The sequence below is a fragment of the Paraburkholderia sp. genome (assembly GCF_049581445.1).
Taxonomy (GTDB): Bacteria; Pseudomonadota; Gammaproteobacteria; order Burkholderiales; family Burkholderiaceae; genus Paraburkholderia.
Map to the genome: position 1 here is coordinate 1 of NZ_JBAURZ010000080.1, position 12,909 is coordinate 12,909.

General features: G+C 62.0%; 11 protein-coding genes. 6 read left to right on the forward strand and 5 right to left on the reverse strand.

Features of this window, described 5'->3' with window-relative positions; all coding sequences use genetic code 11:
* On the forward strand, positions 1 to 898 hold an 898-nt coding region (locus WCA85_RS06495; RefSeq protein ID WP_424062345.1), incomplete at its 5' end, for a LysR substrate-binding domain-containing protein.
* Positions 899 to 1,089: 191 nt separating this feature from the next.
* On the forward strand, positions 1,090 to 1,893 hold the full coding sequence (locus WCA85_RS06500) for a hypothetical protein (protein WP_424062346.1): 804 nt from the start codon (positions 1,090 to 1,092) through the stop codon (positions 1,891 to 1,893).
* A 73-nt stretch (positions 1,894 to 1,966) separates the two neighbouring features.
* Here the strand turns inward: WCA85_RS06500 and WCA85_RS06505 are convergent, their stop codons facing one another.
* On the reverse strand, positions 1,967 to 2,431 hold the full coding sequence (locus WCA85_RS06505; protein ID WP_424062347.1) for a hypothetical protein: 465 nt from the start codon (positions 2,429 to 2,431) through the stop codon (positions 1,967 to 1,969).
* A 274-nt stretch (positions 2,432 to 2,705) separates the two neighbouring features.
* On the opposite strand from WCA85_RS06505, the gene WCA85_RS06510 reads away from it, so the two are divergent.
* A complete protein-coding gene (locus WCA85_RS06510; protein ID WP_424062348.1) occupies positions 2,706 to 4,277 on the forward strand; it encodes an amidase in 1,572 nt (523 codons plus the stop codon).
* Positions 4,278 to 4,294: 17 nt separating this feature from the next.
* Here WCA85_RS06510 and cls read toward each other — a convergent pair whose 3' ends face one another.
* Positions 4,295 to 5,557 (reverse strand): cardiolipin synthase, encoded by a 1,263-nt coding sequence (cls, locus tag WCA85_RS06515; protein WP_424062349.1) that lies wholly within the window; start codon positions 5,555 to 5,557, stop codon positions 4,295 to 4,297.
* 205 nt (positions 5,558 to 5,762) lie between these two features.
* On the opposite strand from cls, the gene WCA85_RS06520 reads away from it, so the two are divergent.
* The 3 genes from WCA85_RS06520 (at position 5,763) to pstS (ending at position 10,314) form a co-directional block, all read left to right on the forward strand.
* Positions 5,763 to 7,160 carry an MFS transporter gene (locus tag WCA85_RS06520; RefSeq protein ID WP_424062350.1) on the forward strand — a complete coding sequence of 466 codons (1,398 nt, stop codon included), beginning with the start codon at positions 5,763 to 5,765 and terminating at the stop codon, positions 7,158 to 7,160.
* Between the two features lie 505 nt (positions 7,161 to 7,665).
* Positions 7,666 to 9,153, forward strand: coding sequence for an MFS transporter (locus tag WCA85_RS06525; protein WP_424062351.1), 1,488 nt, complete (start codon positions 7,666 to 7,668; stop codon positions 9,151 to 9,153).
* Between the two features lie 69 nt (positions 9,154 to 9,222).
* On the forward strand, positions 9,223 to 10,314 hold the full coding sequence (gene pstS, locus WCA85_RS06530; RefSeq protein ID WP_424062352.1) for a phosphate ABC transporter substrate-binding protein PstS: 1,092 nt from the start codon (positions 9,223 to 9,225) through the stop codon (positions 10,312 to 10,314).
* A 64-nt stretch (positions 10,315 to 10,378) separates the two neighbouring features.
* On the opposite strand, the gene WCA85_RS06535 is transcribed toward pstS, so the two are convergent.
* The 3 genes from WCA85_RS06535 to WCA85_RS06545 form a co-directional block, all read right to left on the reverse strand.
* Positions 10,379 to 10,978: a hypothetical protein gene (locus WCA85_RS06535; RefSeq protein ID WP_424062353.1), complete on the reverse strand. Its 600-nt coding sequence runs from the start codon at positions 10,976 to 10,978 to the stop codon at positions 10,379 to 10,381.
* Positions 10,979 to 11,226: 248 nt separating this feature from the next.
* Complete coding sequence (locus WCA85_RS06540) at positions 11,227 to 11,853, reverse strand: DAK2 domain-containing protein (RefSeq protein ID WP_424062354.1); 627 nt, start codon at positions 11,851 to 11,853, stop codon at positions 11,227 to 11,229.
* Positions 11,854 to 11,867: 14 nt separating this feature from the next.
* Positions 11,868 to 12,878 (reverse strand): dihydroxyacetone kinase subunit DhaK, encoded by a 1,011-nt coding sequence (locus WCA85_RS06545; protein WP_424062355.1) that lies wholly within the window; start codon positions 12,876 to 12,878, stop codon positions 11,868 to 11,870.
* Positions 12,879 to 12,909: the final 31 nt, after the last annotated feature.

Sequence of the window (12,909 nt, forward strand, 5' to 3'; positions counted from 1 at the left end):
GCGCAAGCTCGGGTTGTCACCGGCCGCCGCCAGCGCGCGGCTGCTCAAGCTCGAAGCGGCATTGCACGCGCGGCTCTTCGAGCGCACCACACGCCAGTTGCGCGTCACTGACGAGGGGCGCCTTTACCTACAGCATTGCAAGATCGCGCTACAAGCCATCGACGACGCCGAAGCCGCCTTGCAAGCAGGACAAAACCAGGTGCGCGGCAAGGTGCGGATTTCCGCCACCTCGGACTTCGGCCGTAATCTGCTGTACCGCTGGCTCGATGAATTCAGCCGTCTGCATCCCGAGGTGAGCTACGCGCTGAGCCTTTCAGACTCGGTGTCGAACCTGCTGCAGGAAGACATCGATCTGGCGATCCGTTTCGGCCTGCCGCTCGACAGCACCCTCGTGGCGCGCCGACTCGCGCCGAACCGGCGCGTGCTCTGTGCATCGCCGGATTATCTGGCGCGCCACGGCGAACCACAAACCCCCGCCGACCTCGCCCAGCACCGGTTCGTCGTGCTGGTGACTTCGACCGGCCCGTTGAACGAATTTCACTTTGTACGCGACGCCGAACGCATGACCTACACAGCCCCTCCCGAGCGGGTCTGGGAGACCAACGACGGCGCGCTGTCGCGGGCGTGGGCGCTGGCCGGACATGGCATCGCGCATAAGTCGATCTGGGATATCGCCGCCGACGTACGCGCCGGCGCGCTGCGCATTCTGCTGCCTGACTGGAGTGCCCACGAGGCGGGCGTGCACGCGCTGTTCCACGGCAATCGCTATATGCCGCCGCGTGTGCGGGCGCTGCTGGATTTTCTGATCGAACGTTTCGCGCAGGCTACCGAGGAACTGCTCGGCGATCGCACCTACTTGCCCGAGCGGTTGCAACAGGATCTGATGCGGGCGCGCTAGCTGCGCTTCCACCGTCGGCGTGCATGCGCCAAAGGTGCACCAATCCCGCCGTCTCGAAAATCTCGCACGGATTCACCTACTCACCCGAGCGCAAGCGCGACGGCCATGCCATGATGCGAACCAACGGGATATGAGTGGACGCCACCGCGCGCCCGCCCCTCCTTCACCCCACTGAGGCATTGGAGTTGTCCATGACTGACCACGAGACGCTGCATCCGTCGCGCCCATTCCTCAAGAACTATGTGTGGGAGCATGGCCGGATTGGCACGCGTTACCTGGACTGCCACGATGGCGAGATCAAGTTCGACGACGGCAAGAAGTCACGCTTCGCCGCCGAAAAATACCTCTACGTTCCACTCGGCAAGGACGCAGTCGACGATCCGCAAGTCGAGGGTCCTGCGATCCAGGAGGCAGCGCTTGCGCGTTTCCTGAAGGCCGCGCAACTGGGCAAGCCGGAAGAAGCCGGCTCCGTGGCAGACGTCCAGCGCGCGGCACAAGACTGCATGGAACTGGCTGTATTCAGCGCCTATCAGCGGGAGGCGCTCGAAGCGCAGGAGCGCTATGCGCAAGAGGCCATGTTCGACGACGAGATCCGCGCGGCCGTGGTGAGTGATATCCGGCAGCACTATGCGGGCATGCGGGAACACCTGGCGCTCTACGACTTCACAGTGCTATACGGGTTGCCTGGGCCGCTGCTGTTCGGCGATGCGCCGTTCATCGACTGGCGCGTGCGTGTCAAGCCAGCGTTGCCGCTCGTCTCGTTACCGCTGGGTCCGTATTGCCTGCTGGTGGGCGGACCGTCGGGACGCACCAGCCGGGTCGCGCCGGTGGTCTGGAAGACGGCTGTGTCGATGGGCTCGCTGAAGGATCACAACCGGCTGATGGTGGAAGGCGCGCGCCATTGGCTCGTTGCCACATCCGATGATCAGCTGGTAGCCATCCAGCCGCGTTTTCGCAAAGAGGAACCTGACGCGGAAGCGAGTACCAAGGCGTAAGCGCACCGCTCCAACGACCCGCTGAACCGGTAGGCAGCGTCTTCGAGCCGGCAGGGAAACTAAGGCGCGCGCTCTACTTGCCATTAGTCTCCCGCATCTGCTGCGCAACCGCCTTGTAGTCGTAGGTCGGATAGAACTCGGTGCGATAGCCGCCCCAGGCCGTGTTTTCGATCGCACGGTTGACTTCACGCAGCCGGCTCGCCGGGACCCGTAAGGTCACGACCTGGCCGATGCCCATCATCACGTACCAAGAGACCACCTCAATTCCCGGCGGCGGAAATGCTTTGAAGAAGCCCTGCGCGCGCAACTCGTCGTTGATCTTCGGCAGCGGCTTCGATTCGTCGTGGCGCAGGAAAATCGTCAGCAGGAAGGTGTCATCACCGGCGGGGACAGGCGCGGCAGCGGTCGACGGCGAGCTTTCGAAAGCAGCCGCCGCGGCCGGTGCGGGATCTGCACACCAGGCAGCAACAGGTAAAGCCAGCACAGCGGATGTCAGCACCGTCCGCAACATGCCACGGCAGATTAGCGATATCGACATCGAAGGTCTCCACGGTTAGGAATGGACACGCCTTGCCGTGTCCCGGCCACGCAGACGATGCAATATTTGCTCCCGGCATCGCACTCGGGTTCACGCACGTCGTTTAGCTTAGACACTGGTAACACCGGCAGCGAATTTTGTTGAGGTACCCTCGCGCGATTGCAATCTGGTAGAACCATGCAGCCGCAGCCCATGCCGGACAGGACAGGACACGGCCCCTGCCCGCCCGCTCGTCCGCTGCGATAATGCGTCCACATTCAACAAGAACCACACTATGAGACGACGTCGTTTCTTTGCTTCAATGGGTTTGCTCGCCTCCGCCTTCGCCATGAAGAACGCTCGCGCCCAGGCGCCCGGCGTGGCCAACGCTGAGGCCGAAACAGCACTTCCAGATGCCGCCAGCGCCACACGGACCGCCCGACACTACCTGGAGCGGATCGCGTTACTGGACCGCCAGGGTCCGCAACTGCGCAGCATCATCGAACTCAATCCGGACGCGCTGCCAATCGCCCATGCGCTCGATGCCGAGCGCGCTGCTGGCACTGTGCGCGGCCCGCTGCATGGCGTGCCGGTCGTTATCAAGGACAACATCGCCACCGGCGACAAGATGGCGACGACGGCCGGTTCGCTCGCACTCGACGGCATTTGCGCCACCCGCGACGCGTATCTGGTCGAACGCCTGCGGGCGTCCGGCGTGGTGATTCTCGGCAAGACCAATCTCAGCGAATGGGCCAATATCCGCTCGAGCCGCTCCGCCAGCGGCTGGAGCGGCCGTGGCGGCCTGGCCCGCAACCCGTATGCTTTGGACCGCTCCACCAGCGGCTCCAGTTCCGGCTCGGCAGCGGCGGTCGCGGCCGGCCTGACGCGCATGGCGATTGGCACCGAAACCGACGGCTCGATTGTCTCGCCGTCCTCGATCATGGGTGTCGTCGGATTGAAGCCCACGGTTGGGCGCATCAGCCGCGACGGCATTATCCCGATCTCGCATACGCAGGACACACCCGGCCCGATCACCCGCACAGTCAGCGACGCCGCGTTGCTGCTGACCGCCTTGGCCGGCACTGATCCGCGCGATCCGGCCACGCTGGGCGCACCCGCACCCGGCGACTATCTCGGCGCGCTGAACAAGGACGCGCTGCGCGGCGCTCGGATTGGTGTCGCGCGCGAGTTTTTCACTGGGCACGATGAAGTCGATCAGCATATCGAGCGCGCCATTGCCCAACTGACGCTACGGGGCGCCGAGGTGATCGACCCAATCGATCTGCCGAAGGTGAGCTACGACACCGAAGAGCAGGCGGTGCTGCTGCACGAGTTCAAGAACGATCTGCCGCTATGGCTTGCGACCTTCGCCCCGCACGCGCCGATTCGCACGCTGGCTGATCTGATTGCCTTCAACGAAGCGCAGCACGCCCGCGAGATGCCGTATTTTGGCCAGGAGTTGTTCATCCAGGCAGAGGCGCTGGGCGGGCTCGATAGCGACGTGTATTTGCAGGCGCTCGCGGCCTGTCGTAAGGGCGCGCGTGACAACGGGATTGATCGCGTGATCCGCGAGCAGCGCCTCGATGCGATCGTCGCGCCCACTGGCGGCACCGCGTGGCTCACCGACCTCATCAACGGCGACAGCGCTGGCGATGGATTTTCCACGCCCGCGGCGGTGGCCGGCTATCCGCATTTGACAGTGCCTGCCGGGCTTGTCCGCGGTCTGCCGGTTGGCTTGTCGTTTGTTGGGCCGGCATGGAGTGAAGCGCGCATCCTCGGGCTGGGGTACGCCTTCGAGCAGGCCACCCAGTGGCGCAGCGAGCCGCGCTTTACGAAGCGAACGAGTATTCCGCCGCTGGTTGTCTAAAGGTGACGCGGCCTTGATTAAAGCTGTGAGTCCAGCAAGGCCGCGAGTTTTTCGATCAGCTTTTCTTTGCTCGAACGACGCAACCATTCATCGAGCGTGATGCGCTGCGACTTCTGCAGATCGGCGGCAAAAATCGCCGTCTGCTGCCGGGCGAAGTCGCGATCGTAGATGTTGAGATTCGCTTCGTCGTTCAGCTTGAACGAGCGGCTATCGAAGTTGGTGGACCCCACCGACACGAGATATTCATCCACCACCAGCAGCTTGCAGTGAAACATGGTCGGCTGATACTCGTACATTTCCACGCCCGCGCGCAGCAGATCGCCCCAGCAGGCGCGCGACGCTTCACGCACGGTATGCGTGTCGATGCGTTTGCCAGGCGTGAGAACCTGTACTTTCACGCCACGCCGCGCGGCTTCGACAATGGCGTTGATGGTCAGCTTGTCCGGTACGAAATAGGCGCTGGCGAGATGAATGGTATGAGTGGCGGCCGTTATCGCCATCAGATACATCAACTGCATATCGTCACTGCCGCCCGAGGGCGAACTGCTGAACATATGCCCGACACCTTCGCCGCATGACGCTATCTCCGGGAAGTAGTCCGGCCCGTGCAGCACGTTGCCACTCGCCTTGATCCAGTTGTCCATGAACACCGCCTGCATGTGGCCAACCGCTGGCCCGGCCACGCGGAAATGCGTGTCGCGCCAATGCTGTGGGTCTTGCGCGTGGCCGGTCCACTCCGGCGCGATACCCACGCCGCCGGTAAAGCCAATATGGCCGTCGATCACTAGCAGCTTGCGGTGAGTACGGTCGTTCATGCGTCCGAGTCCCGTCCAGTGCGGCTTGTGAAAGCGGAACACTTCGGCGCCCGCGTCCTGCAGCATCTGCAGGTAGCGATGATCCATCTTCGACGAGCCGACCCAGTCGAGCAGCACATGTACCGCGACGCCCGCGCGTGCCTTCTCGGCGAGCGCACGGGCCACCTGTTCTCCGATCTCACCAGACCAATAGATAAACGTTTCGAACGTAATGGTTTTCTGCGCCGAGCGGATGCCGGCGAGCATCGAAGGAAAGATCTCGTCGCCATTCACGAGCACCTCGAAGCGGTTACCCGAGATGACCGGCGGCCCGAGCAACAAGCTCATCGAGCGTACGAATTGCGGATCGTCACTGGGATAGAGCCGCTGGATGTTGTGCTCGATCTTCTTCTCGCCGCTCGACAGGTTGGAGATGATCAGCACGACGATGAGCGTGACCACAGCGGTAATGAAAATCGTCAACATGCGTGGCCTCGTGATGACTCGGCAAGCGAGCCGCGTGAAAGACAACCGACAGGTAGCAGAGTTTGTGCCGCGCTCACACCGCGACCGCGCATAGTCATCCGAAATGCCCCAGATTCGCGTGTGTAGGGAGTACTTCAACGCATCGCGCAAGATTCCGGTGCCATAATCGCGGTTCCGCTGGTCCCACGTAAGCGCGCTGCACTCCATGACACTTGTCCAGAAAGCTCTCCTCGCCCCGCTTATCGTTGCGTGCGCAATGTTCATGGAAAGTGTCGATGCCAATGTAATCGTGACCGCCTTACCGTCGATGGCGCGTGACTTCGGCCGCGACCCCGTCACGCTGAAGATCGCCGTGACGAGCTACGTGGTCGGGCTAGGCGTGTTCATCCCTGTATGCGGCTGGCTCGCGGACCGCTTCGGTGCACGCACCATTTTTCGCACCGCGATCGGCATTTTCGTGGCCGGCTCGCTTTTGTGCGCTGCATCCAGTTCGCTCGCCACCTTCACGCTTGCGCGTTTCGTGCAGGGCGTGGGCGGCGCGATGATGGTGCCGGTTGGGCGGATCATCATCTTCCGGGTCGTGCCCAAATCCGAGTTCATTCGCGCGATGAACTACCTGAGTGTGCCCGCCATGCTCGGACCAGCGGCGGGTCCGTTGTTAGGCGGCTTTATTACGACTTACCTGCACTGGCGGCTGATTTTCTTTATCAACGTGCCGATCGGCATTCTCGGTATTTATCTGACCAACCGTCACATCGTCAACACGCGCGAACCGCATCCCGGTCCGCTCGACTGGATCGGCTTCTTTCTGTCCGCCGGCGGCGCGGCACTGTTCCTGTTGGGACTGTCGCTGATCGGCGGAGAAATGACTTCGAATGGCAACGCGGTCGGCATGTGCGTATGTGGCGCATTCATGTTGCTGATCTATGTGCCCTACTCGATGCGCGTCAAGTTGCCGTTGCTCGATCTGCGCTTTCTGCGTATTCCGACTTTCCAGGCGAGCGTGCTCGGCGGCTCGCTGTTTCGCATCGGCCTCGGCGCGCTGCCATTTTTGCTGCCCTTGCTGCTGCAGGAAGGGCTCGGCAGGACCGCTTTCGAATCAGGTCTGATCACCTGCGCCTCGGCGTTCGGCGGCATGTTCATGCGAACGCTCGCATCGACGGTATTGCGCCGCTTTGGATTTCGCACGGTGCTTATCTATAACGCAGCGCTTTCCGGCATTGCGATCGCCATCTGCGGCGCGTTCTTCCCGGGCACGCCGACATGGCTGATCTGGTTCATCGTGCTGCTTGGTGGTTTCTTCCCTGCGTTGCAATTCACCAGTCTGAATTCGCTGACCTACGCCGAAATCGAAAGCCGTGATGTAGGCCGCGCCACGAGTCTGGGCAGCGTGGTTCAGCAGATGTCGCTGGGGCTGGGCGTAACGGTTGGCGGCATCGTGCTGCAAATTTCGCGGGTTCTGCACGGTCATTCGCATATTGCGTGGACAGACTTCTGGCCAGCCTTTCTCGTGGTGGGGCTGTGCTCGTTTGCGTCGATTCCGGTCACCTGGCGCTTGCCGCATCGCGCGGGCGAAGAGATTTCGCGCGGCAGCCGCGGTTGATCCGGGTCGGGGTGTGCACGCCGGCGCTTATTTTCTGCAGCTTCGCGGTTTGCTGATTTCAAGTCAGAGGATTAGCAGCCGCGCATGACGGATCTCCGTCCCAGCCGCCGCCTGGCGTCATCCTGACCGGGGCGGCCCCTCTTTTCTGCTGGCATTTTGCCCGGCAGCGTGCCATCTTTCAATACTCCCCACCGACGTCCTACGCAGCGACCGCTGCGCGATTGCGCTTTATGTCACGCGCGCGACACCCAGCCAAGACACGATACCGGTTTGGCTGCGCAAATCCGCGCGGGGGCGAGTTATTGACCTGTGCACGGCTTATTGCAGCCAGCAGAATGCAAATTCGGTGCCAGTTTGAAGCACGTGATGCACGCGGTCCAACCGTCCAAAACGGTCCCCGCGGCCCAAGCGGTCCAGGTTGAGAACCGCGGCACACCCAAACGAACGACAAACCGCCAGCATTCCTGTGCCGGCGCGATAACGGCAATCCCATAAGGAGCGAGTGATGCACGACGTGGCAGATTCCGAACGGTTACCGCACGCTGGCATAAAGTCAGTCCAGCAATACATCGACGAACACCCCATGTGGCCCGACGGCACGCGACTGCACTCCGTGCCAATGACAGCCATGCAGTGGCGCATCTGGTCACTCGCCGCGGCCGGCAAGTTCTTCGAAGGCTTCGTTGTGTTCATGACAGGTGTCGCGCTGCCGCTGATCTCGCGCGAGTTCGGCATTGGCGCGGCTCAAAACGGCCTGATCAGCGCCGCCAGCCTGATGGGCATTCTGGTCGGTGCAGTGGGTCTGGGCGGCATGTCCGACTACTTCGGCCGCAAGCGAATGTTCATCGTGGAGATGGTGATCTTCGTGGCGTTTCTGGTGCTGCTGGTGATGTGCACCAACTTCGTCTCGCTCGTGATCTGCCTGTTCGGACTCGGCGTGGCGCTCGGCTGCGATTACCCGACCGCCCACATGATCATCTCGGAGAGCATTCCCAGCACCAGCCGCGGCAAGCTGGTGCTCGCGGCGTTCGGCTTCCAGGCGCTGGGCGCCCTCGGCGGCACGGCCGTGGGCTTTCTGGTTCTCTCGACGGTACCCACCCTCGATGCGTGGCGCTGGATGTACGGCACCGCGATCATTCCGGCGCTGGCGGTGACCATCGGCCGTTTCTTCATCACGGAAAGCCCGAGCTGGCTGCATATCCGTGGCGCGGTGGATCGTGCGGAAGCCGCAGCGCGCCGCCTGCTCGTACGCAGTCCGCAGTATCCGACCAGCATCGCCCTGTCACGCGAAATCGATAAGGCCGCGAGCGGCCACGGCGGCAAGCAGAGTTTCCTCGCGCTGTTCTCGCAGCGCAACCTGCGCGCGACGATTCTCGCTTCGGTGCCGTGGTTTCTGCAGGATCTCGGCACGTACGGGATCGGCATCTTCACGCCGACCATCCTTGGCGCGGCATTCGGCAGCAAGCCTGACCATGTTCGCAGCATCGCCGACCTGATCCTGAACGACATTCTGGCAGCCAAGGGCGCAGCGCTGATCACCATGTTGCTGATCGTCGGCATCATCTTTGCCGTGATCTTCGCGGACAAGGTCGGACGGATCTGGCTACAGGTGATCGGTTTTATCGGCTGCGCGGCAGGCTTGCTGATTGCTTCGTTCTCCGATGGTTTCACCGGTTCGAACAAGACCGTCATTATTTTTGCCGGCTTCATGCTGTTCAACTTCATGACTAACCTGGGACCTAACGCGCAGACCTATCTGCTGGCGGGCGAAGTGTTCCCCACGGCGATTCGCGGCACAGGTGCGGGGTTTGCTGCGGCGGTCGGCAAGATCGGCGCGGTCGCGACGGCGTTCCTGTTCCCGATTTTGCTGACCAGCATCGGTACCGGCCCGCTCCTCTACATCCTGGTGGCTACGTCGCTTCTCGGAGCAGTGGTCACGTGGCTGTTCCGCATTGAGACGAACGGTGTCAGCCTCGACGAGATTGGGCGCTAAGCGCGTTGATCCACTTCACTGATGCTTTCGCACCCGCGATGGTTTCCCAGTATTGCCACGGAGACATGCATGACTGAATACCGAAAAAATCCAGCCCTGCGGCTGCGCCTGGGCCAACGCGCCGCCGCTGTGCTATGCATGAGCGCGCTCACGCTGCTGACCAGCACATGGGTCTATGCCGGGGATCTCACGCTGAACGAAACCGGGTCAACCCTGCTCTACCCGCTCTTCACGACGTGGGTGGATGCGTACACGAAATCGCATCCCGGCGTCCACATTACTATTGGCGCGACCGGCTCGGAGGCCGGCATCCAGCAGGTGCTGGCGGGCAGGGTACACATTGGCGCGTCCGATGCCTATATGTCCGACGCCGATATCCGGCAACACCCGGACATCATCAACGTCCCCCTCGCGATTGCGGCGCAGACCGTCAACTACAATTTGCCGGGCCTCAACGCGACGCATCTGAAGCTGGATGGTCCGCTCCTCGCCGCGATCTACTCGGGTACGGTCCGCAACTGGAATGCGCCACAGATCGCCGCGCTCAATCCCGGGGTGCCCTTGCCGAATCACGCGATCGTGCCGATTCGCCGGCAAGAAGGCTCCGGCGATACGTTCGTGTTCACCCAGTTCCTGTCGTACTCGACGCCATCATGGGAAAGCGATCATGGATACGGCACCACGATTACCTGGCCAGGCGTGCCTGGCAGTGCGACTGCGGTGGGCAATGCGGGCATGGTGCAGACGCTGCAGAACACGCCCTATTCGATCGGCTACGTTGGCGTCAGCTTCACCGACAAGCTGGCGGCCGCCCAACTCGGCACGGCAGCGCTCAAGAATGGCGCAGGCGAATTTGTCACGCCCAGCAAGGACACGATTACGGCGGGCGCCGCTTCGCTCGGTCCGCGCACGCCACCTGACGAACGCCTGAGCCTGGTGTTCGCGCCAGCGTCCGGTGCTTACCCGCTCGTCAACTACGAATACGCGGTGGTGTCGACGAAGCAGCCTGATCCCGTGACGGCTGCGGCGCTACGCCGGTTCCTGCTGTGGTCAATCGTCCCGTCCGAGACGAATGAAGCGTATCTCGATACCGTCCACTTCATTCCGCTGCCACCGCATACGTGGGAGCTGAGTCAGGCGCAGATTCAAACGATCAAATAATCCGCTGGTGCGGCGTGGCGCGGGAGGCGGTTCAGTTACCGACGCGCCGCATCGCACTGGCGTATTACGTCGTTGAAGGACGTCCGGTCTTGACCGTCTCAACCGCCGAAATGGCAGCCAGCAGATTTTCCAGCGTGGTGCCTTCGAGCATCAGCAGGCCCGCGCGCAACACTTCGCTTTTCTTCACCGACACGCCGGCATCCAGGCACTTTTGCTTGAGCGCGGCGATTTTCGCGTAGTCTGATTTGGGCATCGTGAAACTGTCGCGCACCACTTTTTCTTTCTTCTCTACCTCTTTCTTCACCACGTCTTTCTTCGTGCGCTTGGGCTTTTCGGCTACAGCGGCGTTTGTCGGGGCGGCTTGTTTTGCTGCTGAGACTTCCTTCTTCGCTGCGGGTTTTTTCTTTGCTGCGGTCTGTGGCTTGGGTGCGGCCTTCGCCTTCGGTGCAGCTTTTTCCTTGGCTACAGGGGTGGCTTTCAGTGCCGCCTCGGCCTTCGGCGCAGCCTTGCGACGCGATGCTTTCGGCTCCGCGCTGGCGTTTGCGCTCACGCTTGCAGTAACCGGAGCATCGGATTTCTTGTCCTCAGCGACCACGTTTGTCTTGCTGCCCTTCTGCAAAGTCGGCGCCCGTTTGGCCGCTTTTTTGATGCTGGCTTCACTCATTGTCATCTCCACGTCATAAACAATATAAACAGTATATACGGTTCATATTGTTTTTTATAAGTCTCCGTGGTGGAGGGGCAAGCCCAGATTCACAAAAAGTTATCCCCACTTTTTGTTGGCAAGGATGTGGATAACTCCCGGGCAATTGAATCAAGTGGCTGAAGCAACAGGATATTTGGCCTGCGCGTCTGCGCTGCGCATCTGGGCGCGGCCCAGCACGCAATAACACCGCGTAAGCCACGCCCTGCTCAATCCTCCAAAGCCGCCCGCAAGGCCTCCAGGAACCGCAAATACGCGGTCGCGCCCGGATCAGGATGTCCCACGCTGCGCTCCTGCACCCACGCGGCCCGCCCCTTCTGCGATTGCAAATCCGTTGTGGCGACAACCTGTTGCTCAGCCGTTGCGATCATCGCAGCTAGCGTTTCTGCGGCCGTGCCGTTGGCAGCCTCAAGCGTATCGAGGCTTGGCACCAGCGCGTCGAGCACCGTCTTGTCGCCCAGTTTGCTCTTGCCGCGCTCGGCGATTCTCGCGGCTACCGCCCGGCCAATTTCGAGCGCCTCGGGTTTGCCGATCGCCTCCTTACCCGCCATCGTCTTCGACGCAGCCAGCAAACCGCCGCCGATCAACGCGGCAAAGGTCGACGGGTTTGCGGTCGAAAATGCCTTGCCGGCGGCGACCAGCGCCTCGGCAAGCGTTGCCTCTCCCGGTAACGCCGCCAGCGCCTTGATAACCGCAGCGCAGCCCGCTTGCACCGTGATGCCAAGATCGCCATCGCCGAGCGCCGCGTCGAGTTCGCGCAACTCGTCCGCGTGGGTCGGCAGCGTACTCAGGCTGCGCGTAACGATCTCCCTGAATTCCTTGCAGGCAATGCTCATCGCATGTTCTCCCTTCAGAGCTGCGTGCCTTCGCGAAAGAACGGCGAGCTGGCAGGTGCTTGCAGCAGCGCTTCAAGTTCGTCGTCGAGATGCATGACGGTGATCGATGCGCCTGCCATCTCCAGACTCGTCACGTACTCGCCGACATAGGAACGCGCAATGGTCAGTCCTTCGCCCGCGATCTTCGCCGCCGCGCGCCGATACAACAAATACAGTTCTTCCAGCGGCGTAGCGCCTAAACCGTTGATCAGCACCGCGACACGTGCGCCCTTAGGTGCAGCGAGGTCGGCCAGGATTGCGCCGGTGAGCCGGTCCGCAATCTCATCCGCCGTCTCCAGTGCGCCGCGATGGTTGCCCGGCTCGCCGTGAATACCAATGCCAATTTCCATTTCACCGTCGGGCAACGTGAAGGTCGGCTTGCCCGCTGCCGGAAGGATTGTCGGCGACAGGCCCACGCCCATGGTCCGGCACTGTGCGTTCGCCTTGGCCGCAATGCGCGCCACGTCGGCGAGCGAATCGCCACGTTCGGCTGACGCCCCTGCGCATTTGAATGCGAACACCATCGCGGCAACACCGCGCCGGTCCGCACTGCGTTCGGCGGGCGCAGACGCCACGTCGTCGCTCAACAACACCGTCTTCGTCTCGATGCCGTCAAGCTCGGCCATGTCGGCGGCCAGATCGAAATTGAACACATCGCCGCCGTAATTGCCGTACAGGTACAGCACGCCCGCACCTCCATTCACGGCCTTGGTGGCTTCGTAAATCTGCTCGGACGAAGGTGACGAAAATACGTTACCCACTGCCACGCCACTGCACAGCCCTTCGCCCACATAGCCAAGAAAGCCCGGCATATGCCCTGATCCGCCGCCCGTCACGATACCCACGCGCCCTTGTTTAGGTGCATCGGCGCGTACCAGCGCACGGCGATCGGCAGTGACGGCCTTGATCCAGTGCGGATGAGCCAGCAGCAACGCATCGACCACTTCATCGACGAAATCTTCCGGACGATTGATGATTTTCCTCACGATCTGCTCTCCTAAGTTTGCGCCGATTCAC

Excerpts from the sequence above, each read along its gene's own strand:
- WCA85_RS06540 (WP_424062354.1), bottom strand. The coding sequence starts at position 11,853 with ATGAGCATTGCCTGCAAGGAATTCAGGGAGATCGTTACGCGCAGCCTG.
- pstS (WP_424062352.1), top strand. The coding sequence starts at position 9,223 with ATGACTGAATACCGAAAAAATCCAGCCCTGCGGCTGCGCCTGGGCCAA.
- WCA85_RS06510 (WP_424062348.1), top strand. The coding sequence starts at position 2,706 with ATGAGACGACGTCGTTTCTTTGCTTCAATGGGTTTGCTCGCCTCCGCC.
- WCA85_RS06520 (WP_424062350.1), top strand. The coding sequence starts at position 5,763 with ATGACACTTGTCCAGAAAGCTCTCCTCGCCCCGCTTATCGTTGCGTGC.
- WCA85_RS06525 (WP_424062351.1), top strand. The coding sequence starts at position 7,666 with ATGCACGACGTGGCAGATTCCGAACGGTTACCGCACGCTGGCATAAAG.
- cls (WP_424062349.1), bottom strand. The coding sequence starts at position 5,557 with ATGTTGACGATTTTCATTACCGCTGTGGTCACGCTCATCGTCGTGCTG.
- WCA85_RS06535 (WP_424062353.1), bottom strand. The coding sequence starts at position 10,978 with ATGAGTGAAGCCAGCATCAAAAAAGCGGCCAAACGGGCGCCGACTTTG.
- WCA85_RS06505 (WP_424062347.1), bottom strand. The coding sequence starts at position 2,431 with ATGTCGATATCGCTAATCTGCCGTGGCATGTTGCGGACGGTGCTGACA.
- WCA85_RS06500 (WP_424062346.1), top strand. The coding sequence starts at position 1,090 with ATGACTGACCACGAGACGCTGCATCCGTCGCGCCCATTCCTCAAGAAC.